The organism is Acinetobacter sp. GG23, from assembly GCF_057766365.1.
In genome coordinates this window covers 103459-127327 of the sequence record NZ_JBYMDJ010000004.1, presented here as the reverse complement: position 1 = coordinate 127327, position 23869 = coordinate 103459, and the positions used below count along the sequence as shown (strand labels likewise).

The 23869-nt window shown below is 41.4% G+C and carries 21 protein-coding genes; 13 read left to right on the top strand and 8 right to left on the bottom strand.

Annotated elements, in window-relative coordinates; all coding sequences use genetic code 11:
• Positions 1-9: 9 nt before the first annotated feature.
• Positions 10-501 (bottom strand): acetolactate synthase small subunit, encoded by a 492-nt coding sequence (gene ilvN, locus AC3CAU_RS08950; protein ID WP_131216242.1) that lies wholly within the window; start codon positions 499-501, stop codon positions 10-12.
• On the bottom strand, positions 498-2225 hold the full coding sequence (locus AC3CAU_RS08945; protein ID WP_447053989.1) for an acetolactate synthase 3 large subunit: 1728 nt from the start codon (positions 2223-2225) through the stop codon (positions 498-500). Before AC3CAU_RS08945 ends, ilvN begins: the two co-directional genes overlap by 4 nt.
• Positions 2226-3022: 797 nt before the next feature.
• On the opposite strand from AC3CAU_RS08945, the gene AC3CAU_RS08940 reads away from it, so the two are divergent.
• The 7 genes from AC3CAU_RS08940 (at position 3023) to AC3CAU_RS08910 (ending at position 12913) form a co-directional block, all read left to right on the top strand.
• Entirely contained in the window at positions 3023-3400 is a 378-nt protein-coding gene (locus AC3CAU_RS08940) for a DUF4124 domain-containing protein (RefSeq protein WP_447053988.1), read from the top strand.
• A gap of 148 nt (positions 3401-3548) precedes the next feature.
• Positions 3549-6185 carry a leucine--tRNA ligase gene (leuS, locus tag AC3CAU_RS08935; RefSeq protein WP_447053987.1) on the top strand — a complete coding sequence of 879 codons (2637 nt, stop codon included), beginning with the start codon at positions 3549-3551 and terminating at the stop codon, positions 6183-6185.
• Between the two features lie 239 nt (positions 6186-6424).
• Entirely contained in the window at positions 6425-6961 is a 537-nt protein-coding gene (locus AC3CAU_RS08930) for an LPS-assembly lipoprotein LptE (protein WP_447053986.1), read from the top strand.
• Positions 6962-6979: 18 nt separating this feature from the next.
• Positions 6980-7969 (top strand): DNA polymerase III subunit delta, encoded by a 990-nt coding sequence (gene holA, locus AC3CAU_RS08925; protein WP_131216247.1) that lies wholly within the window; start codon positions 6980-6982, stop codon positions 7967-7969.
• Positions 7970-8172: 203 nt separating this feature from the next.
• On the top strand, positions 8173-9516 hold the full coding sequence (locus AC3CAU_RS08920; RefSeq protein WP_447053985.1) for a MacA family efflux pump subunit: 1344 nt from the start codon (positions 8173-8175) through the stop codon (positions 9514-9516).
• 2 nt (positions 9517-9518) lie between these two features.
• Positions 9519-11498 carry a MacB family efflux pump subunit gene (locus tag AC3CAU_RS08915; RefSeq protein ID WP_447054361.1) on the top strand — a complete coding sequence of 660 codons (1980 nt, stop codon included), beginning with the start codon at positions 9519-9521 and terminating at the stop codon, positions 11496-11498.
• An 11-nt stretch (positions 11499-11509) separates the two neighbouring features.
• On the top strand, positions 11510-12913 hold the full coding sequence (locus AC3CAU_RS08910) for an efflux transporter outer membrane subunit (RefSeq protein ID WP_447053984.1): 1404 nt from the start codon (positions 11510-11512) through the stop codon (positions 12911-12913).
• Between the two features lie 609 nt (positions 12914-13522).
• Here AC3CAU_RS08910 and AC3CAU_RS08905 read toward each other — a convergent pair.
• On the bottom strand, positions 13523-14044 hold the full coding sequence (locus AC3CAU_RS08905; RefSeq protein WP_447053983.1) for a CHAP domain-containing protein: 522 nt from the start codon (positions 14042-14044) through the stop codon (positions 13523-13525).
• 741 nt (positions 14045-14785) lie between these two features.
• On the opposite strand from AC3CAU_RS08905, the gene thyA reads away from it, so the two are divergent.
• The 5 genes from thyA to msrA all read left to right on the top strand — a co-directional run bounded on the left by thyA (position 14786) and on the right by msrA (position 18514).
• Positions 14786-15628, top strand: a complete 843-nt coding sequence (gene thyA / locus AC3CAU_RS08900) for a thymidylate synthase (protein WP_131216251.1) — start codon at positions 14786-14788, stop codon at positions 15626-15628.
• A gap of 77 nt (positions 15629-15705) precedes the next feature.
• Positions 15706-16218 carry a dihydrofolate reductase gene (locus AC3CAU_RS08895; protein WP_131216252.1) on the top strand — a complete coding sequence of 171 codons (513 nt, stop codon included), beginning with the start codon at positions 15706-15708 and terminating at the stop codon, positions 16216-16218.
• A gap of 27 nt (positions 16219-16245) precedes the next feature.
• Complete coding sequence (locus tag AC3CAU_RS08890; RefSeq protein WP_447053982.1) at positions 16246-17307, top strand: Lnb N-terminal periplasmic domain-containing protein; 1062 nt, start codon at positions 16246-16248, stop codon at positions 17305-17307.
• Positions 17308-17410: 103 nt separating this feature from the next.
• Positions 17411-17869 carry an META domain-containing protein gene (locus AC3CAU_RS08885; RefSeq protein WP_131216254.1) on the top strand — a complete coding sequence of 153 codons (459 nt, stop codon included), beginning with the start codon at positions 17411-17413 and terminating at the stop codon, positions 17867-17869.
• Between the two features lie 120 nt (positions 17870-17989).
• Positions 17990-18514 (top strand): peptide-methionine (S)-S-oxide reductase MsrA, encoded by a 525-nt coding sequence (gene msrA, locus AC3CAU_RS08880; protein WP_131216255.1) that lies wholly within the window; start codon positions 17990-17992, stop codon positions 18512-18514.
• 69 nt (positions 18515-18583) lie between these two features.
• Here msrA and AC3CAU_RS08875 read toward each other — a convergent pair whose 3' ends face one another.
• The 5 genes from AC3CAU_RS08875 to AC3CAU_RS08855 all read right to left on the bottom strand — a co-directional run bounded on the left by AC3CAU_RS08875 (position 18584) and on the right by AC3CAU_RS08855 (position 22274).
• Positions 18584-18988 (bottom strand): ExbD/TolR family protein, encoded by a 405-nt coding sequence (locus AC3CAU_RS08875; protein WP_447053981.1) that lies wholly within the window; start codon positions 18986-18988, stop codon positions 18584-18586.
• A complete protein-coding gene (locus AC3CAU_RS08870) occupies positions 18988-19611 on the bottom strand; it encodes a MotA/TolQ/ExbB proton channel family protein (RefSeq protein ID WP_131216257.1) in 624 nt (207 codons plus the stop codon). Before AC3CAU_RS08870 ends, AC3CAU_RS08875 begins: the two co-directional genes overlap by 1 nt.
• 20 nt (positions 19612-19631) lie before the next feature.
• A complete protein-coding gene (locus AC3CAU_RS08865) occupies positions 19632-20417 on the bottom strand; it encodes a TonB family protein (protein WP_447053980.1) in 786 nt (261 codons plus the stop codon).
• A gap of 210 nt (positions 20418-20627) precedes the next feature.
• Positions 20628-21494: a formyltetrahydrofolate deformylase gene (gene purU, locus AC3CAU_RS08860; protein ID WP_131216259.1), complete on the bottom strand. Its 867-nt coding sequence runs from the start codon at positions 21492-21494 to the stop codon at positions 20628-20630.
• A gap of 78 nt (positions 21495-21572) precedes the next feature.
• Positions 21573-22274, bottom strand: a complete 702-nt coding sequence (locus AC3CAU_RS08855; protein ID WP_131216260.1) for a TetR/AcrR family transcriptional regulator — start codon at positions 22272-22274, stop codon at positions 21573-21575.
• A 116-nt stretch (positions 22275-22390) separates the two neighbouring features.
• Here AC3CAU_RS08855 and AC3CAU_RS08850 point away from each other — a divergent pair, with 116 nt between their 5' ends.
• Entirely contained in the window at positions 22391-23839 is a 1449-nt protein-coding gene (locus tag AC3CAU_RS08850; RefSeq protein WP_447053979.1) for a coniferyl aldehyde dehydrogenase, read from the top strand.
• The last annotated feature ends 30 nt before the right edge of the window (positions 23840-23869 follow it).

Below are 23869 nucleotides of genomic sequence, written 5' to 3'. Positions count from 1 at the left end.
TAAAATCTGTTAAATAGTTAAAACTTTTTCGCCGCGTGCGATACCTGAAACGCCAGAGCGTACCACTTCAAGAATGGTATTTTCCGCTAGAGCATCAATAAAACCATCTAGCTTTTCAGTGGTTCCCGCAATTTGAATGGTATAGGTTGTCGGTGTTACATCAACAACTTGAGCGCGGAAAATGTCTGCCGTACGTTTGATCTCTGCACGTGCTGATCCAAGTGATTTCACTTTAATCAACATCAGTTCACGCTCAATATGTGCACCTTCCGACAAATCTACAACCTTTACAACTTCAACCAGCTTGTTGAGCTGTTTGGTGATTTGTTCAATTTTATGATCATCACCATACGTGGTCAGAGTCAAACGCGACATGGTTGGATCTTCAGTCGGTGCAACGTTCAAAGTCTCAATGTTATAACCACGTTGAGAAAATAAACCCACCAAGCGAGAAAGCGCACCAGCTTCGTTTTCAACGAGTACAGAAATTATGTGTCTCATTTTGTGCGCTCTCCTTTTCCTAACCACATATCTTTCATAGACTGACCAGCAACCAGCATTGGATACACATGCTCTGAACGATCAACCATAACATTGATGAATACGCATTTATCATTGATTGCCATTGCTTCTGCAAGCTTAGACTCAAGCTCATCTGCATGGTCAATTTGAATACCGACGTGACCGTATGCTTCCATCAATTTGGCAAAATCTGGCAATGAATCAACATAAGAGCTTGAATGACGACCTTCGTAGTTCATATCCTGCCACTGTTTAACCATACCTAGAGCACGGTTATTCAAGCAGAGGATTTTTACATTTAAGCCATATTGCTTACATGTCGATAATTCCTGGATACACATCTGAATCGAGGCTTCACCAGTAATACACACCACTTGCTGATCAGGGAATGCAAGTTTCGCCGCCATGGCGTATGGCAAGCCCACACCCATTGTTCCCAAACCGCCAGAATTGATCCATTGACGTGGACGTTTGTATGTATAGTAGTTTGCACCAAACATTTGATGCTGACCTACGTCTGAAGTAATGATGGCTTCACTGTTGGTGACGCGATCAAGTGCCTCAACCACTTGTTGTGGTTTCATTACACCGTCAACACCTGGTTCATAACGCAAGCCATGTACTTTGCGCCATTCATTGATTTGAGACCACCATGCAGCAATCGCTTCAGGATTTGGCTTAGAAACATTCATTTGTTTCAATTGAACCAACATCTCTTGAAGTACAGGTTCTACTGCACCCACGATTGGAATATGCGCCATGATGGTTTTTGAAATCGTCGCTGGATCGATATCAATATGAATCACTTTAGCATTTGGACAGAATTTTGCTGGATTGTTGGTTACACGGTCATCAAAACGCGCACCGATACACAAAATTACATCTGCATTGTGCATGGTCATGTTGGCTTCGTAGGTGCCGTGCATGCCCAGCATACCAATAAACTGCTCATCATTACCCGGAAACGCACCTAAGCCCATAAGGGTATTGGTTACCGGGAAGTTTAGAAGATGTGCAAGCTCGGTAAGTAACTCAGATGCATTACCCTGAACCACACCGCCACCACTATAGATGACTGGACGTTCAGCACTAATCAATTCTTCAATCGCTTTACGGATTTGACCCGAGTGACCACGATGCGGTGGTTGATACGAACGCATCTTCACTTTTTCAGGATATTCGTAAGCAAATTTTTCTGCAGGATTGGTTGCATCCTTAGGAATATCAACAACCACAGGACCTGGACGACCTGAAGAGGCGATATAGAATGCTTTTTTAATAATTCCAGGAATTTCACTGGCATGACGCACTTGGAAACTATGTTTCACGATTGGACGAGAAACACCAACCATGTCTGTTTCTTGGAATGCATCTTCGCCAATTAGATGTGTTGCAACCTGACCAGACAAAATCACCATCGGGATTGAGTCCATATATGCGGTTGCAATAGGCGTTACTGTATTAGTTGCACCTGGACCTGATGTAACGAGAACGACACCAGTTTTACCTGTTACACGTGAATAGGCATCTGCCATGTGACCAGCAGCTTGCTCATGACGCACGAGGTAATGATTGATTTTGTCTTGTTGAAAGAGCGCATCGTAAATATGTAGTACTGCGCCGCCTGGGTATCCAAATAAATGTTCAACGCCTTCGTCCGCCAATGCGCGAACGAGCATTTCACCACCAGATAAAAGTTCCAACGTGATTCACCCTAATCTTTTCACTAACAAATGGAGGGCATTTGTAGTGGTTAATTCATTAACTGTCTGCACTGTTATAGCACACAAATTTCATAGTTTTCATAGCAATAGGAAAAAAATCTGACCTGACTGCTGTTTGAGCAATATGAGGTCTAAAACATGTTGGGATAAACACATTTTGTTGGCTTTGTTCAACTTCTCGGCTAGAGAGGAAGTCCACTGCTAAAATGACGCTGATTCGAAGGGTGATCAAATCAACGCATATAAAACTACAGTCAGCATTTTTGTGGTTTCGACTATTAAAGTCAAGTTTAAAAATTAGCTTTTTCTTGATTATTTACAGACCGTCTATTTTTTAAGCTTTATGCATGATTTTACAGTTTATTTGTTTATTGCAGATTTAATGAGAAAAACCAATCACTTTATTACACCTGATCACTTAGTAATAAAAAAATATTATAAATTAAATAAATAATTTTAATATGTTATTGCTTTGCAAATTCCTTCTCATTAATAAAAATTTAAAGTAATGCTGTCATTTACCTAATATTTTGTCTTTATTTTTATATTAGCCACAGTACTCAAAAGAGCATAAATCAATCAACATAGAACAGTCTTATATTTAAAAAATTACTGCCAAAATAGAATATGTTCGTGCAGAACTCAACAACCCATATCATTCGTCAGCTTATCTTTTTTTTCTGCAATTAAATGAAAATCATATAAAATAGAACACATAGAATATGACTATATTTTATACTTTATAACCGACTGATTATTCTAGGAACTTATTCATTATGTCATCATCTTTCATTAAAACTGGATTCATGGCTGCATGCGTTACCTTCAGTCTAAGCTCCACCACTAGTTTTGCCAAAGAATATTATAAATGGGTCGATGCCAAAGGCTCTACGCACTATACCACCACTCCTCCACCAAAATCGGCCAAGAAAAAAGGGAAAGTGGATACCTATGGTGTTACTCCTTCTTCAACGCCTAGCCAACCGGCACCTGAAAATATCAAGACCATAGAACAGCCGACTCAAAACACCACCATAGTGTCAGGCGAAAAAGTTATTGTTTTACCGCCACCCACTACAACTCCAGTTATCCAAGCACCTACCCCAACATCCACTCCAACGTCAACTGACACCTCAGTACCTTCGGCACGATGACCGATTTGGCTATATAAATTCAACTGCTAATATTTATCCAAAAACTTCAATATTTTTCTTATTTATCCATCGCCGCAAAATTCACTTTTAGGTGCATTTTGCGCTATGCTGTGCAACAAACTTTTAACCGTTGTTCTTAATTACGTTTATGACTACTCACATTGACCCTGAATATCAAGCTAGTGCGATTGAGCCAAATGTCCAACAAGACTGGGAAACTCGCAAAGCCTTTAAAGTTGCCGACACTGTAGAAGGTCCACATCGTTATATCCTCTCGATGTTCCCCTACCCAAGCGGCAAGCTGCATATGGGTCATGTGCGTAACTATACCATTGGTGACGTGATCAGCCGTTTTCACCGTTTGAAAGGGGAAACTGTACTGCAACCAATGGGTTGGGATGCGTTCGGTCTTCCTGCAGAAAATGCAGCGATTGCCCACCAGGTTGCTCCTGCAAAATGGACTTTTGAAAATATCGCATACATGCGCGATCAATTGAAAAAGCTTGGCCTTTCAGTCGATTGGGATCGCGAATTTGCAACCTGTACGCCAGAGTATTACCACTGGGAACAATGGTTATTCGTACAACTCTATAAGAAAGGTTTGATTTATCGCAAACTTTCAACAGTGAACTGGGATCCGGTTGATCAAACCGTTCTGGCAAATGAACAGGTTGAAAATGGTCGGGGCTGGCGTTCAGGTGCATTGGTTGAAAAACGTGATATTCCAATGTATTACTTCCGCATTACCGATTATGCACAAGAATTACTAGACGATTTAGATTCACTTAAAGACGGCTGGCCTCAACAAGTGTTGACCATGCAGCGTAACTGGATCGGTCGCTCTCAAGGTATGGAAATCACTTTCCCGTCAACAAATCCAGAAATCTATGCCGATGATTTAACAGTTTATACCACACGTGGCGATACCTTGATGGGTGTAACTTATGTTGCGGTTGCCGCTGAACATCCAATGGCACTGAAAGCTGCTGCTCTTCAATCAGAAGCAGGTAACCCTGAATTGGCTGCATTCATTGAAGAATGCCGTATGGGTTCTGTTGCCGAAGCAGATCTTGCGACTGCCGAGAAAAAAGGTATGGCAACAGGTCTTTCTGTTAAGCATCCTGTAACGGGTGAAGCTGTTCCAGTGTGGATTGCTAACTATGTATTGATGTCATACGGTTCAGGCGCGGTAATGGCAGTTCCAGCACACGATGAACGTGACTTCGAATTTGCCAATAAATACGGTTTAACCATCAAGCAAGTGATTGATGCCAAAGGCGCAGACGATGCAGACTTTGACTCAACCCAATGGCAAGAATGGTACGGTTCTAAAGAAGGCAAACTGGTTAACTCGGGTGAGTTTGACGGTTTAGATTTCCAGAGTGCTTTTGATGCCTTTATTGCAAAATTAGAACCACAAAATCTGGCAAATACCAAAGTTCAGTTCCGTTTACGTGACTGGGGTGTGTCGCGTCAGCGTTATTGGGGTTGTCCAATTCCAATGATCAACTGTGAAACGTGTGGTCAGGTGCCTGTACCTGAAGAACAGCTTCCAGTGATTCTTCCGACTGACGTGGTTCCTGATGGTTCAGGTAACCCACTCAACAAAATGCCTGAATTCTATGAAACGGCTTGCCCTTGCTGTGGCGCGGATGCTCGTCGTGAAACAGATACCTTAGATACCTTTGTAGAATCTTCTTGGTACTACGCACGTTATGCATCTCCAGATTTTACGGGTGGTATGGTGAAACCCGAGGCTGCACAATCTTGGCTTCCAGTGAACCAATACATCGGTGGTGTTGAACACGCGATTCTACATTTACTGTACGCACGTTTCTTCCATAAATTAATGCGTGATGAAGGTGTGGTACAAGGTAACGAGCCGTTCACCAACTTGCTCACTCAAGGGATGGTACTTGCAGATACATTCTACCGTGAAGCAGAATCTGGTAAGAAAACCTGGTTTAACCCAGCGGAAATCGAGTTAGAAAAAGACGAAAAAGGTCGTGTTCTTTCAGCAAAATATAAAGGTGACGGTCAGGAAGTTGTGGTTGGCGGTCAAGAGAAAATGTCGAAATCGAAAAACAACGGTATCGACCCGCAAGCCATTATTGATCAATACGGCGCAGATACTGCACGTGTATTCATGATGTTTGCTGCACCGCCGGATCAATCATTAGAGTGGTCTGATGCAGGCGTTGAAGGTGCGCACCGTTTCTTGAAACGTGTATGGCGTTTAGCGACAGGTTTCCTTGAACAAGGCAATAGCGCTAGCACGATTGATAAAGCAAATTTATCAAAAGATGCACAAGATTTACGCCGTAAAACGCATGAAACTATTCAAAAAGTCGGTGATGACCTAGATCGTCGTCATGCATTTAATACGGCTATTGCAGCAATGATGGAACTGTTAAATGCCAACAACAAGTTTGAAGCGAAAGATGATAATGATGCTGCTGTAGCACGTGAATCTATCACCACCCTTCTGACTTTGTTAGCGCCATTTGCGCCTCATTTAAGTCAAACCTTATTGAATGAATTTGGCATTGAGCTCACCACTGCTTTATTCCCTGTCGTTGATGAATCTGCGTTAACCCGCAATACTCAAACGATTGTGGTTCAAGTCAATGGTAAACTTCGTGGTAAATTGGAAGTGTCTGTCGATGCATCGAAAGATGATATCTTGGCGCAAGCAAAAGCATTACCAGAAATTCAACAGTTCTTGACTGGTCCAACCAAGAAAGAAATTGTTGTTCCAAATAAGTTAGTGAACTTGGTGGTTTAATTCTTATTTAAAATCCCTACCCTTGCGGAGCATGCTCCTCACCTTTGATAAAGGGAGGAGCTGTACTGGCTAGAACCAATTCAAAGCATGGGAAGCCCCAGCCCCCCTTTGGAAAAGGGAGATTAAAATTTAAGATAAAACAAAAGCTAAACAAAGCCCGTTGCCAGCCAACGGGCTTTGACTTTACAATCAACTCAGAAATTCATTTACCCATCTTTGGGATAAACAGAGGAATAAGCATGCATTTAGTTCAACGTGTTGCAGCAGTTGTATTAACTTTGGGTCTAAGTGCCAGCTTAGTCGGTTGCGGTTTTCACCTAAAAGGGACTAACCCGAGCACAGCCCCTGTTGCATACTCAAAAATGAGTTTAGCACTTCCAAATGACACAGAAGAATTACACGAAAAACTTGCCATTTATTTGGGTGCAACCGGTATACAACTCAGCAACAATCCAGATGCTTATGTGTTACATGTACTCGAGTACACGCCTCAACGTCATGAACTAAACGGTAAATTGATTGAAACCTTGCTTCGCTTAACTGTGACTTTCCGTATTGAAGATGCGCAAGGTAATCCCGTGACTGAACCACGTACCCTGACCGCTTCACGCAGCTATCAATATGATGTCGCAACCGTAAACACCGATGACCAAGAACAGAAATATCTCAATCAAGTTATTGTTGATGATATTGCACAGCAAATTGTGCGTCAGATTTCATCGAACCGTTTACCGAAAGTCGTGACCAAACCAGCAGCTTCAACCACCCAACCTTAAAAATAGAAATTAAGCGCTATGAAACTTGACTATCCTCAAGCACTAAAACGTGTTGATGAAGCTCGCGGTGCCTGGATTATGTATGGTCAAGAGCCATTGCTTGAGCAAAACTTACTGGATGCTTTTCGAAAAAGCTGGCATACACAGGAAATTGAACGTCAACGCTATGACATTAACAATGTCAGCGACTGGAAAACTGTCTTTAATGCTTTAAATAGTTTATCGCTTTTTTCTAATCAACTTGCCATTGAAGTGCATGGCAATATTAAACCCGATGCGAATGGCATCAAGCAACTGAAAAGCTATATTCAGCACAATGAACAAAACCTGTTGCTTGTGGTGATGCCCAAACAGGACAGTAGCAGCTTAAAATCAAGTTTTTTCCAAGTGGTGGATGCCAACGGGGTGACCGTTCCTCTCACAGCCAATTATCCACAAGACCGACAACGGATTTTAGGGCTTGAGGCAGAAAAGCTCGGGATTAAACTCGCCAATGATGCGTGGCAGTGGCTTGAACAACATCATGAGCACAACTTGCTCGCAGCCAAAAACAGTTTAATGCGCGTCAGTGATACTTTTGCCGATGTCGATCTAATTCAGATTGAGCATTTGTATTCCTGTTTACAAGATCAATCCCGTTACACCACTTATGACTTAAACGATGCCGTGCTTGCCGGAAATCTGGCTCAGGCAATTAAAATTTTTCAATATTTAATTGCCTCAGGTGAGCCGATGAGTCTGATTTTATGGAGCATCAGTAAAGAAATGCGCCTACTGATGCAGCTGTTTGAACAACCGCAAAATGCCTTGCAACTCGGGATTTGGAAAAATAAGGTCAGTCAATATCAACAGGCTTTAAGACGACTGAACCCAAATAACTTTTTAACCTGGCCTTCGTTGCTGTTACGTATTGATGCATCCATTAAAGGTCTGGGAAAAGAGAATCCTGAACATCTGGTCTTGCAAGCCATTAGCAGCATGTGTGGTCAAAGTTTATTTTCAGAATAAAGCCAAATGCTGACTGTTTCGCTGGTTGTTTTTCAGCCTTAACACTTACCTTTTAATATCTTTTTCAATCAAAAAAGTTCAGTTTACACATAAAAATTTGTCCAAGAAATCAATAACAATTCTCATTTATTATTAAAAAATTCACGTTTTATCCTCATTTAGCTTTTATAATCTGTTCAATTCTATTCATTTACCTGCTCACCATGCCAAAAATAAAACCGTCCAAAATCGTTGTCGCGGTGGTTTGCATTCTTGCTATCGCTCTTACCGCCTGGTATTTCTTAAAACCCAAAGAGCAACCCCCTCAATACATTACCAGCGAAGTCAGCCGCGGCGATATTGAAGACTCGGTACTTGCAACAGGTGTACTTGAAGCCACCAAAATGGTTAGCGTTGGTGCACAGGTTTCCGGTCAGGTTAAGAAAATGTATGTGCAATTGGGCGACCAAGTGAAACAAGGTCAACTGATTGCTCGAATTGATTCAATTCGCCAGGAAAATGATCTTAAAACGGCTGAAGCGAGTATTAAAAATCAACAAGCGCAACTCGCAGTCAAACAAGCAAACTTAGCCAAAGTTCAAGCTGAATATCAACGGCAGCAAGCTATGTATGCACAAGATGCAACTTCACGTGCTGAATTAGAATCAGCATTGGCCAGCTATAAAACAGCTCAAGCCGAAATTCTGGCGATTAATGCACAAATTGAACAATCTCGCTTAACCTTGGCAACGGCCAAAGAAGATTTGGGCTACACCCAGATTGTTGCGCCTATGGATGGCACTATTGTGGCGATTGTGACCGAAGAAGGTCAGACCGTAAATGCCAATCAAAGTGCACCGACTATTGTTAAATTGGCCAAACTCGACACTATGACCATTAAGGCTGAAATTTCAGAAGCCGATGTGATGAAAGTTGAAGAAGGACAAACCGTTTATTTCACTACCTTGGGAAATAGCGACAAAAAACATTATGCAAAACTACGCCAGGTAGAACCTGCACCAAATTCAATTAATACTGAAACCAATAACAGTTCAACTTCATCTTCAAGTTCTGCAGTGTATTACAACGCCTTATTTGATGTACCAAATGAAGATGGCAAGTTACGTATTGATATGACAGCACAGGTTTATATCGTACTCAGTGAAGCAAAAAACACCTTAACAGTTCCTGCAGCGGCCTTACAAAGCTCAAACCGTCCTCAAGGTAAACGTGCTGATCGTAATGCAGATAAAGCTAAAGAACAAAAACCAACGGATACAGATCAAGCTAAAACTGAACGTCCAAAACGTCTGGAACTGTCTGCTGAAGAAAAATCACTGATTGAACAAGGCAAAGCCTCTATGTCAATGGTTCGCGTGGTTCAGGCCGATGGTACTGCAAAACCGCAACCTGTCTTGGTCGGTTTAAATAACCGTGTAACCGCTCAAGTGATTAAAGGCTTGAAACAAGGTGACAAAGTGGTGATTGCAGATGGTTCCGACACTTCGAATGATTCTGCAAAACGTAGTAACCGTGCTGGCGGTGGTGCTGGTCCAATGAGAATGTAATGATGAGTCAAGATCAACAACCTTTGCTCAAGGTCACAGATCTGACTCGTGAATTCCCTGCCGGGGAAAACACCATTCAGATTCTGAAGGGCATTAATTTAGAGATTTACCCCGGAGAACTGGTGGCCATTGTCGGGCAATCCGGTTCGGGGAAATCAACCCTCATGAACATCCTCGGTTGTCTAGATCAACCGACTGCCGGTAGCTATCAGGTTAAAGGGCGTGAAACACGCAAATTGGAACCAGATGAACTGGCACAACTGCGCCGTGAATATTTCGGTTTTATTTTCCAGCGCTATCATTTACTCGGTGATTTAACTGCAGCAGGTAACGTTGAAGTTCCGGCCATTTACGCCGGTGTAGATGCTTCAGCCCGTCAGCAACGTTCAACCGAACTGCTCTCGGACCTAGGGTTGGCTGAAAAAACCCAGAACCGTCCCAGCCAGCTTTCCGGTGGTCAGCAACAACGTGTCTCGATTGCACGTGCCCTAATGAACGGCGGAGATGTGATTCTGGCCGATGAACCAACAGGTGCATTGGATAAAAACAGTGGTATTGAGGTGATGCGTATTTTACGTGAACTGAATGCCAAAGGTCATACCATCATTTTAGTCACCCACGATCATAATGTGGCGAAAAATGCCTCACGCATTATTGAAATCAGTGACGGGAATATTATTTCGGATCGGGCCAATGTGCCTGAAACGGACGGCGAAGTGCTGGAAAAGCAGCAGCTTGACCGCACCCCACAAAAGAAAACCCCGTCTTGGCGTTCTGCTGCCGACCGACTGGCCGAAGCCTTCCGCATGGCACTGCTTGCCATGAATGCTCATCGTATGCGTACCTTCCTGACCATGCTCGGGATTATTATCGGGATTGCATCGGTAGTTTCAGTGGTGGCACTAGGAAATGGCTCGCAGAAACAGATTCTGGAAAATATCAGTAGCCTTGGCACCAATACCATTACCGTATTCCAAGGACGTGGCTTTGGTGACAACTCCAAAACAGCCCAAGTCAAAACCTTGGTTCCTGCCGATGCTGAAGCTTTGGCTGAACAACCCTATGTCGACGGGGTCAGTCCGTCGGTCACCAGTAGTGTTACTGCACGCTTTAAAGATACCGAAGCTTCAGCTACCGTGAATGGCGTCAGTGAAGATTTCTTTTATGTAAAAGGCATGACCTTCGAATCCGGACAACCTTTTGACAAAGAAGGAGTCACTGAACGTGCCCAGGATGTTGTAATTGATAACAACACCAAGAATACTTTCTTTAATGATGGCACCAATCCGGTGGGTCAGGTCATTTTATTGGGCAGTGTACCGAGTCGTATTATTGGCGTGATTGAAGCGCAAAAATCGATGATGGGTAACTCAGACAGCCTAAATGTTTATCTGCCCTACTCGACGGTCATGAGCCGCATGCTGGGTCAGTCCAATGTGCGTAACATTATTGTACGGATTAAAGATGAATACCCAAGTGCTGCCGCTGAAAATGCCATTTTAAATTTATTGGTACAACGTCACGGTGCGCAAGATGTGTTTACCCAAAACTCCGACAGTATCCGTGAAACCATTCAGCAAACCACGCAAACTATGACCTTACTGGTTTCTGCGATTGCGGTGATTTCCCTGATTGTGGGCGGTATTGGAGTCATGAACATCATGCTGGTTTCGGTGACTGAACGAACCCAAGAAATTGGGGTGCGTATGGCGGTCGGTGCACGTCAAAGTGACATTTTGCAGCAGTTCCTGATTGAAGCGGTGTTGGTGTGTATTTTAGGCGGGATCTTGGGGGTACTTCTATCCTTAGGCATTGGACAGCTGATTAGTCATTTTGCTGGCAGTACTTTCCAGATGGCCTATTCAACCACCTCAATTATTGCCGCCTTTGTCTGTTCCAGCATGATCGGGATTATCTTCGGCTTTATCCCGGCCCGTAATGCAGCACAGCTTAATCCTGTCGATGCACTTTCTCGCGAATAAGGATACTTAGAATGCAAATAAATTTTACCAAACTTGTCGCTAGTCTTATTTTAACTGGGTCACTGGTCGGTTGTGCTGCGGTCGTCAAAACGCCGTATGAACAACCTGCCGTAAATATTCCAGGCAATTTCCAGAACAGTAAAGCACTGAGCCAACAAGTGCATGCCGATGTCTATGCCGATCAATGGTGGACCTTATTTGGCGATACTCAGCTGAATCAACTGGTTAATCAAGTTTTAGCGAGCAATAGTGATTTAGCAGTGGCGGGGATTAACTTGCAGCAAGCTCGTTTACAAGCTGGTTTGGCAAAAAATCAGCAAGGTCCACGTGTCAGTTCAAGCGTATCGGCAGGACATACGATTGACTTAAATTCAGGTGATGATTCGTCACGTGGCTTGTCTTTAAGTGGCGGTGTAAGCTATGAACTGGACTTATTCGGAAAACTGGCTCGTCAAACTGAAGCAACTAAATGGGAAGCTTTAGCAACTGAACAGGATTTGCAAAGTACTGCACAAAGTCTGGTGGCAACGACTGCCAATTTATACTGGCAATTGGGTTATCTGAACGAGCGTTACGCCGTTGCACAGCAAAACCTGGCCAGTACGCAAAAGACGTATGAACTGGTGCGCATACAGTATCGTGCCGGGGCAGTTTCTGGTCTGGATTTAACTTCTGCTGAACAATCTGTTCAAAGCCAGAGAGCGACGTTGAGCCAGATTGAGCAGCAAAAAGTGGAAACCAGAACGGCTTTAGCTGTTTTGATGAATCAACCTGTACAGCAACTGAATATAGCCGAACCGCAGCGCTTACCGCGTATAGCTTTGCCGAGCATTGCAGCCGGCTTGCCAGCAGACTTGCTGTCACGTCGCCCAGACTTACAGACCGCTGAACTACGTTTACGTAAGGCTTTGGCCAGCAAAGATGCCACCAAAGCCAGTTATTACCCTTCAATTAATCTAACCGGAAATTTAGGTGCTTCAAGTACCTCTTTAACCAATCTATTACAGAATCCGGCTTTAACTTTGGGTGCCAGTCTCAGCTTACCTTTCTTGCAATATAACGATATGAAGAAAGATTTAGCGATTAGTGATCTGGATTATGAAAAAGCGATTATTCAATACCGTCAAACCTTGTATCAGGCTTTTGCAGATGTTGAAAATGCACTCTCGGCACGTACCGAATTAAACAAACAGGTGGCCTTACAAGAACGTAATGTACAACTGGCCGAGAAAACTGAGCGATTAACTGAAGTACGATACCGTAACGGCGCAATTGCACTTAAAAACCTGCTCGATGCCCAGGAAACCACACGTAATGCCCGTTTGTCTTTGGTACAAACCAAGCAGAGTCAATACAATGCCTATGTGACCTTGATGCAAGCCTTGGGTGGTAGTCCAATCAAACAGCTACCTTAACTCAGGTCATAAAAAGCCTCTGCGAAGCAATGCCAGTCAATTAAGAAATTGACTGGCATTTTCTATTTTTAAACTTGAAATATTATTAGATACACAGAAAGGTCATCCGCAACTGTTTGAGTCAGGACTATCTTAAAAGAAACTGTTTCTGCGATAGATTTGTCATAAGAGGGTAGTGAACGAGTTTTGACGGTGAGAATAGCCGAAAATATTTTTTCGCCTATTCGCAAAATGGTTTGGCCTTGCACAACAATGTTGCTCATTCCGAAAGAAAAATAGCATTTGAGCTGCAAACTGTTTGACTTAATAAAAAAAGACTCCAGCATAATATTTTAAAATATAAAAATATTTATATATTAGGACATTAACTAATCAGCATTATCCTACGAAGGCTTTTCTTATTGAATCAATAAACTTCTTCCATAAATCATTTTAAAAACCAAAACCGAAAATAGATTTTTAGCAAATATTAGAGTCATGAGCGTGACATGAATGCCTACAAAAAGGTAAAAAAAATTAAATCAATTAAATGAGACCGTGCTGATTTAAAAAATCTAATATTGAATACTTTTTGATTTATGAAAGAGATCTAATGTTTATAGAAAAACTTTAAAAACTCGGACGATAATATTTATAGGTCAAACCTTTTTCATTATAAACATCATAACTTTTTTGCTTAAAGTCGGATACCCATTGCGTGCCATTAAACCCTGCAATATGTCCATAAACATGTTTTCCGGTTCGATCGATAATATAAATATCGCCTTCTTTCGGAGCATCAAATTTAGGATTAATTTGTCGATAGCCAATTTTCGTTAAAGTATTGCCCCAGTCTGCGGCAGCAACGGGATGACTTTGGAACCTTGCCCCTGCTGACTCCAAAGCAAGTCGGATACTTTTGGCACATTTTTGTGAACTGCTGTATGAACTAATACCTTGCAAGAAATTCGTAAATTTATCAACATCAATTCGCTGCCCATTGCTTACAACGATGTTCTTTTTCGGAAAGGCTTGAACGGATTTGGACTCTGTATTTTTATTAGAATTGTTACCAGATTGGGAACGAATTACGATATTTGTCTGGACAGGAGCATAGACTTCATTCATGTTTACATTATGATCATACACCATTCTTTACAACTACTCCTAACCCTTATAATTCGGGCTTTTCACTCATTTCGACGGCAAAGATAGTACCTTGTCAAATGTGATTTTTCATGCAATAAATGTAATTAAATATAAATAAATCGCTTTAAATTAACTTAACTGATTATTTTTTGTTAATTTTTATATTTGTAATTCTTGCCCGTAATTTAAAGTCATATTTAAATCATTCAAACTTTAATGAATCTTAAAATAAAAAAATAATCAGTTTTAAATCCTTCTATCATCCATATAGTTCAAGATTAGATTGATATTCTGTTTAGCTAATTTTTACTTTAAGAAACCATAAATAGGAACTGTGAGTATGCTCACCTATGAATTTATTTCTGTATTCAGATAATCCATTTCCTAATACCTATGTTTCAGTTTGTCTTTCAAAGGATTCTTCTCGCTCGAACTTAAAAATAGCCTGCTGAAATACAATCCGCAGAAATTTTTATAGATTTCTATTGTTCGTTATAATTTTTAGTCAAACATTATTAGGCTGAAGATCAATCCTTCATCTCAGATTCAAAAAAAATACTAAAAAAATTTAAAATCACTAACTTAAAATAAATCTAAATGTATTTTTAATTTCCTCAGATTTGATGAGATACAGTTTTCTGTAAAAAAAGGCTAATATGTAGGGTTAGCCAACAGATTCTAAAATTAGAGTTATCAAACAGATTCTAATGATAGAGACATAAACCAGATTCTAATGAGAGAGACATGCGTCAGTATTTAGACCTTTTACAACATATCCTCGACAACGGTGGTGACAAAGGCGACCGTACCGGTACAGGTACACGTTCTGTATTTGGTCATCAAATGCGCTTTGATCTTTCCAAAGGTTTTCCTTTATTGACCACCAAAAAAGTCCATTTCCGCTCTATCGTGATTGAACTGTTATGGTTCTTAAAGGGTGATACCAACGTCAAATATCTACAGGACAACAAAGTTTCAATTTGGGATGAATGGGCAACTGCAGAACAAACTGCCAGTTTTGGTCGTCCTGAAGGCGAATTGGGTCCAGTTTATGGTCATCAATGGCGTAACTTTGGTGCTACCAAAAAAGAAAATGGTTTATATGAGCAAGATGGTTTTGATCAAATTGAATGGTTGATTAATGAAATTAAAACCAATCCAAATTCACGCCGTTTAATCGTGTCGGGATGGAATCCAAATGAAGCAGGAACTGTGGCTCTTCCGCCTTGTCATACCCTGTTCCAGTTTTTTGTACAGAACGGCAAACTGTCTTGCCAGCTCTATCAACGCAGTGCGGACGTATTCTTGGGTGTGCCATTTAATATCGCCAGCTATGCCCTGCTCACGCATATGATTGCGCAAGTGTGTGGTTTAGCTGTAGGTGACTTTGTCTGGACTGGTGGTGATACCCATTTATATACCAACCACTTTGAACAGGCAAAATTGCAACTCAGTCGTGAACCATTACCGCTTTGCCAATTAAAACTGAATCCAGAAGTGAAAGACATCTTCGATTTTAAATTTGAAGATATCGAAATTGTTGGCTATGAGTCACATCCAGGGATTAAAGCACCGGTTGCGGTTTAATTTCTAAAATCCCCCTTTAATTCCCCCTTTTGCAAAGGGGGAAAACGTATCTGAGTATAAAAAATACAGGGAAAATTATGACCTTCCAAAACTTAGAAGTTGTACATGTTGTAGCCATGGATCAACAGCGCTGCATTGGTAAAAACAATGACTTGCCTTGGCACATTTCTGCTGACCTCAAGCACTTTAAAGAAATCACCCAAGGTGGTGTCGTGGTCATGGGTCGTAAAACTTTAGAGTCTATGGGACGCACTCTGCCGAAACGTGTCAATTGGGTGATTACCCGGGACATGAATTGGTCATTTGAAGGAACTAAAGTGGCCTATTCTATTGAAGATGCTTTGGCTCAAGCTGTAGCGGATGTGCAAGCTTCAGAAAAACCAGATGCGATCTTTGTGATTGGTGGCGGTGAAATCTTCAAACAGACTATGAATATTGCCGACCGTTTGGAATTGACCCATGTCGAGCTTGACGTTCAAGGCGATGCCTATTATCCGGAAATTCCAGCTGAATTTAAAAAGGTCGCTTCTGAACAACATATTGACGACAAAACTGGGATTGCTTTTGAGTTCGCAACTTACAGAAAATAAAGACAATAATTACTTATAAAGTCAAATATGCATAATATTGGAAAAAGGGAATTTTTCACTGCACTGGGCATGGCTTTACTCCATTCCGTGTTCAGTCTCTTCGTTATTATGTCCTCTATTTGGCTGTGTCTTGCTTTATGGTTTCAAGAACCTTTTGGTGGGTTAGTCACCCGGCTACTGATTGGCATTTGGATTATCTTTGCTTTAAGCATTCTCGGCATTTATATCACCCAGCATTTCTTTAACCGTCATACGGATGTGCTGATTTATGTCCTTGTTTTTCTACTGGGCTTATTTTGGTATTTTAACCTGGAAGCCAAACAAGATCGTGAATGGAATCCGGAAGTAGCCCGAATGCTGTTCTATGAACAAGAGGGTGACAAGATCATCTTGCACAATGTACGTAATTTTAATTGGCGTGCTGATGGGAGTTATGATGAACGCTGGGAAACGCGTGATTTTGATTTAAACCAAATTACCGGTGTGAATATCATCACCTCCTATTGGATGGGACCACAAATTGCACATACCTTGGTTAGCTTTGATTTTGCCAATAGCAAGCCACTGACCTTCTCGATTGAAGTTCGCAAACAAAAAAATGAAGAATTTTCGACTTATGGTGGCTTTTTTAGAAAATATGAACTCAGCCTGATTGCAGCAGATGAAAAGGATCTGATTTATACCCGCAGTAATGTCCGTGGTGAACATGTCTATTTCTTTCCGGTCAATATGTCCAAAACTGAAAGACGTGCCTTGTTTGAAGAATATCTGCGTAAAGCCCATGAATTAAAAAATCAGCCGAAATGGTATAACAGCCTCACCAGTAACTGTACTACGCTGGTTTTTGATATGGTACAAGCAGTATCTAAAAGACACTTACCGGCTGATTACCGACTGTTGGCTTCAGGATACTTGCCTAATTACCTATATGATTTAAATGCGATTTCACACGATTTAACCATGCAACAATGGTATGAGGTTGCTTATATTAACCCTCGGGTCAGTAAATTAAAGCATATCTCCAGCACTCAATATTCATCCCTTATTCGTCAGGGTTTACCACACCCTATAACTGTAGATAAACCCTAACAGGTAATCTAAAAAATATATAAAACATACATTTAACGCTAGTTAATTGGCTATTTTTTTGTTTATATAGAACATAAGTTAAATCAACAACGAGAATTCCAATATGTTAAAAAAATTATTTGCTGTTGGCATACTGGGTGCTGCTATTGCTTTTAGCGGTTGTGAAACTACACCGAGCGCCTCTACTACGATTGAAACTGCAAATTTAGTGCAACTGCAAAACCGCACCTGGATTGCAACACATATTGGCAATACTGAAATAAAAACAGCCCCAACTGGACATAATATTCCAAGCTTACAGTTTGATGCTGCAACGAAACGCGTCAGTGGTGCAGATGGTTGTAACCGTATTATGGGGAGCTATGAGGCAGGACGGGATACTTTGGTTCTTGGCCCAATGGCAGGCACCAGAATGGCATGTCTAGATAGTCACAATGTATCGCAACAGTTTAATGAAGCACTGACTAAAGTGGCAAACTATCAAGTCTTTGGTAAAACACTCAAGCTGCTTGATCGTCATGGAAATCTTCTCATCCAATTTACCAGTCCGGTTCTCCGTTAAATAATGCAGATAAAAAGCCTGAAAATGCAGGCTTTTGTATTTAAAATACATAAATAAATACATTGTAGCTTCATAAAAAACCCATATATTAAAAATAATAAACAAATATAGGATAAAACCATGCAACAGGCATTATTTGGTGGTGGATGTTTTTGGTGTGTTGAAGCCATATTTTTACAGTTGAAAGGCGTAGAAAAAGTGGTCAGTGGCTATGCGGGTGGTCACACCGACAATCCAAGTTATGACGATATTTGCCGTGGAGACACCAATCACGCAGAAGTAATTTTAATTGATTATGATGAAACGCAAATTAGCTTTACCCAGCTTTTGGATGTATTTTTCACTACCCATGATCCTACTACATTAAACCGTCAAGGTAATGACGTTGGCACTCAATATCGTTCCGTGATTTATTACCTGAATGATGAACAGCAACAGCAGGCACAACAAACCATTGACGCTTTAAAAGCAGAAGGCCTGAATATTGTGACTGAGCTGAGTCCTGCACCCAAGTTCTATCCGGCTGAAGAATATCACCAGAATTTCTTTGCCCGAAATCCATCTCAAGGCTACTGTAATTTTTCCATTCCACCGAAACTGATGAAATTACGCAGCAAGTTTCAAGATTTGCTTAAATCTGAGTAACTCCATTTTTTCAGCAAACGTTAGACATAAAAAAAGCGACCCTCTCGGTCGCTTTTTTTAAATTTTTTCTTAGTTATCAGTTGCAAAAGCAATATCGCTGAGCCCGGCTTCGCTCGCACGAGACATCACTTGTGCAACAGCGTCATAACGTGATTCTTTATCTGCTTTCAGCACAATGGTCGGCTGACGCTCTTCCTGACCTGCTAGGTTAAATTTTGTCTGTAACTCGTCAAGCGTGAGCACCTTGCCATTCCACGCAACTTCTCCACCCGCATTAATACTGATGGTCACATTTTTAGGAGGCAAATCAATAATATCTGCCGTGGTTTTTGGTAAGGTTAATGGAATTGATGGGTTAGCAACGGTTGCTGTCACCAAAAAGATGATCATCAATACCAACATAATATCGATCAGCGGAATGAGATTCATCTCATTCATGCCTACATCGTTGTCTTCGCCCAATTGAAAGCCCATTAAGCTTGACCTCCAACCAAATGATTCGAGGTTGCTTTAGCTTCAGTCACTTGAGCCGTGCTATCTTGTTGCAACATGGTATCAATTAAAAGACTGTGTGCCTGGTCTTGTAACTCATGCGATAAACCACGGTTTACACGGGTACAAATGTTATAAGCCAATACTGCAGGAATTGCCACGGCCAAACCTAAACCGGTCATGATCAAGGCTTCACCCACAGGGGTCGCAACTTGTGCCAAACCGGCTTGACCACTTTTACCGACTGCGACCAAGGCATGGAAAATACCCCAAACTGTACCGAACAAACCCACAAACGGTGCAAGTGAAGCAATAGTACCGAGAACTGCTACACCTTTTTCTGCACTCGATTTTTCAGCAGAAATTTGACGCAATAAAGCTTGTTCTGCAACAGCCTTACGCTGTTCAAAACTGAGTGGGGCAAATTTCGCTTTTAACTTGCTTAACGCTTGAGAAAGTTGAGCATAAGCTTGTTGCTTCAGTTGGCGAGTCCCCATTAAACGTAAAACGAAGACTGTCCATGTCGTGATCGACATTGCCAATAACACGAAATACAGTGTTTTACTCACTGCATCGGCGTGTTGCCAATAAACTGAAAAGTTCATACTCGAACTCCTAAAAAATGTTAGCCGTGTGGATTCAATGTCAATTCAAATGGTTGGTCAGCACTAATTGGGTAAGCCACGCCATTTTCTTTGTACGGTTTGAATTTGGAACTACGCACTGAGCGCAAAATCTTGTCATCTAAAGCAGGAATGCCACTTGAACGTGAAATGCGGGCAGAAGTGATTACCCCTTTTTCATTCGCTTCAATATGAACCACAATAGTTCGCGTCTGCCCTTCTAAATCATTGTTATTATAAGAAGGCTTTGGCGAACGACTCCATTGCACGCCTGAACCGCCAATTGATACACTTTTTGGCGATGGCGGTGCAGCAGGTGCCGGTGGTGTTACTGGCGCTGGCGGTGCGGGTGGCGCTACCGGTGCCGGTTTCACAGCTCTAGTTTCAGAAATCGTTGTAGTGACAGTCGGTTTAGGTGGTGCTTCAACCGGCTTTACTACAGGTTTGGGTGTTTCTGCTTTCTTAACCTGTTGAACCTTCTCTACCTTTTTCGGCGGTGGTGGAAGTTGTTTTTCTACAATTTCAACTTTTTTCACTTCTTTAGGCTTTGGCTGCTCTTTTTTTGGTTCAGCTTTTGGCTTCGGCGGCAAAGGTTTTGGAGGTTCTTGAATTTTAACAAAACGAACTTTTAAAGGTTGTTTTTCTATCGGTTTCAGTTCTGGGGTTTTCATTTGCCCCACCGCCCACAATACGCCCATGTGACCGACCACAACGGCGATAAGCGCTGTGATAATTTTCTTTTTCATCGGATTGGGAGTTTGCATATTTAGAGCGGGAGATTGACTCATTAAAATCAGTTACCTAATTAAAGCGATTGCAGGTCTATACAAATTTAAGCAATCAAGCTCATCGGTTAATACAATTAAAGCAACGCAATAATAAATGAGAAGTGTTTTCATTTGCAACTATTAAATCGTAAGTTTTGATGAGTTTTTTGAATCGAAAACAAAAAAGGCATGCCTAAAGCACGCCTTTTGAATGAATTATTTTAACAATTATTATTGGAAAACAACTGTTTTGTTGCCATCCACAATAATGCGATCTTCAAGATGCCATCTTACCGCACGAGCCAACACGTTTCGTTCGACGTCTTGTCCCAGTTCACGCAGTTGATCGACTGTAAAATCGTGATTTACCCGTTCTACATCTTGCTCAATAATCGGCCCCTGATCGAGATCCGCAGTCACATAATGCGCTGTAGCACCGATCAGTTTCACACCTTTTTCATAAGCTTGTTTATAGGGATTTGCACCAACAAAAGCAGGCAAGAATGAATGGTGAATATTGATCACTTTCATTTCCCATTTTTTGACAAATTCTTCATCCAGAATTTGCATATAACGTGCAAGAACTAACAAATCATTACCTTGCATCAATTCATCAATTTTTGCATAAGCTTCACGTTTGTTTTCTTTATTGACTGGCACAACTTCAAATGGAATACCAAAGTTTTCCACTGACTCGCGTAAATCTTCATGATTGGACACTACTTTGGTAATTTCACAAGGTAAACCGCCACGCGCATGACGCCATAAAAGCTCAAGCAAGGCATGATCGACTTTAGAGACTAAAATGCCGACTTTTTTGACATCGCTGACCAAAGCCAAACGCCAATTCATGTTATAGCGCTCTGCAACATTGGTCGCAAAAGTTTGAGTCAAATTTTCTTTGCGGCTTTGCAAGTTATCCAGTTCAAACTCAACACGCATGAAGTAACGCCCGCCCTGAGCTTCAGTCGCGTATTGATCAAGTGCGGTAATATTTGCTCCCTGATGATACAAAAAGCTCGATACAGCTTGCACGATTCCCGGTTTATCCTCGCAAGTAATCAGTAAACGTGCTGTGTTGGCAGTGGTCATATTCATGTTGGTTTATATCACTAATCAGTTAAATTGAAAAACAAGCCGAGCATTCTAACGCTTTTTTAAGGCTTTCTAAATAGGCTATGTCGCATCGTGATTTTTACTTGAAGACAGACTTTCAAAAAGTTCTGAAGGCCCCAGCGTTTCAAGCAGATGTTCATACGTTTGACGACTTTCACCACGCAAATACGCCCCTTCCAGGAACACCATTTGACGTAATGCCTGCCAAACCCACTTTTCCTCTAAAGTATTGGAGTCGGTAATATGACCCGACATATATAAGAAGTTGGTCCAGTTGGTCAACACAATCCACAAGTTAATAATCAGAGCCTCAATTTCCGAGTCCGTCATTTGCATTAACCCTGCATTGACAAAGGCTTTATAAATTTTTTGCCCCTGCTGCATCACCTGACCGGCAAAACGTGGATACATTTTTCGAAAATCATCATTATTTTCAACCAAATGATAAACATCACGATGCAAAAAGCGATAAGCCCACAGCTGGCTGCTCAGCACTTGAAAATAACGAATCTTATCATTGGCATCGAGCAAGCGATCATCCGGCAATGCAAGCATTTCCAGAGTTTCTTTTTGATACTGCTCCATCAACTCTTTGATAATTTCGTTTTTATTACGGAAATGGTAATACAAATTACCCGGACTCATACTCAGTTCAGCTGCAATATGATTGGTTGTAACTGAACGCTCACCGCGCTCATTAAACAACTGTAAGCTGAGCTGTAAAATACGCTCTTTGGTTTTCACCGTTTTGGAGTGAGACATCCTGAAGTGACCATTTATTCAATAGGTTAGCGAGCTAACACATAAAGTAACTTGACTATTTAGAGCTTTTACTCTAAAAACTAACTTAATCGCTTTTTATTTAATGGTAGCAGGTCATGAATAGTCAAACAAAAACAACTTCAATGACACCACATTCTTTCGATATTCAGCACTTGCATAATGTGCTGGAACAGCAAAAACATGCCTATCAACGTCATTCTTTGCCAAGCGCAAAAGAACGTATTGATCGTTTAGCACGTTTAAAACGTATCTTAGTTAAATATCAAGATCAATTCGCCGAAGCAATTAACCAAGACTATGGTAACCGTTCTATTGGCGAAACCAAAATCGGTGAATTACTCACCTGTCTTGAACAGATTAAATATTATAGCAAGCATTTGACCAATTGGATGAAACCTTCGAAACGCCATGTCGGAATTATTCATCAACCGGCAAAAGCCTGGGTTCAGTATCAACCGCTCGGGGTAGTGGGAATTATTGCTCCTTGGAACTATCCTTTATTATTGTCGGTTGGTCCATTGATTTGTGCAATTGCTGCCGGCAACAATGCCATGATCAAAATCTCCAGTGCATCAAGTAATTTTGGTCGTGCCCTGGAAAAAGCCTTAAGCGAAGCCTTTCCGATCGAATTGGTTGCAGTCATCAATGGGGGTGGTCCTATTTCTGATGCCTTTAGCCACTTAGCTTTTGATAAAATTATTTTCACCGGTTCTACAGAAATTGGTAAAACCGTGATGGCAGCTGCATCAGAAAATTTAGTGCCTGTAATTCTAGAATTGGGCGGGAAATCTCCTGTTCTGGTTCATCCATCAATTGATTTAGAAGATGTCGCGCAACGTCTGGCTGCCGGTAAACTTTGGAATGCAGGTCAAACCTGTGTGGCACCTGACTATATGTTCCTGCCTAAAGGTAAAACGGCCGAATTCATCGAGCAGTTTAGGCTGTGTGTGGAAGAGATGTATCCAAATTTTGCCTATAATCAAGATTACACCTCGATTATTAATGACAAACAGTACAATCGCTTGCAAGGTTATTTGGAAGATGCCGTTAATCAGGGTGCCGAAATAATCGAAATCAATCCTGAACATGAAGATTTAACAGCAGTTCGAAAAATTGCGCCGACTTTACTGACCGGTGTAACCACTGAAATGCGGATTATGAAAGAAGAAATCTTTGGGCCAATCCTGCCAATTCTAGAATATGATCAAATTGACGATGTTATTGACTTTATTAATAGCCGTCCGCGTCCACTTGCATTATACTATTTCGACTTTGATCAAGCGCGTGCCGACTATGTCGCACAGCATACTCATTCAGGGCATTTCGGGCAAAACACGGTATTGACCCATGTGGCACAAGACGATTTACCATTTGGTGGCGTAGGTGCTTCAGGTATGGGCAAGTATCATGGTCCAGAAGGTTTCTTCAGTTTGTCTCATGAACGGTCGGTGATGTCGAATCCTAAGCTCTATAGCTTGAAATTCATTCTCCCACCATTTAACAAGCCGATTCATAAATTGATTTCGAAGACCCTTCTTCGCTAACTGATCAAGGCATGAGCTATTGTACATATT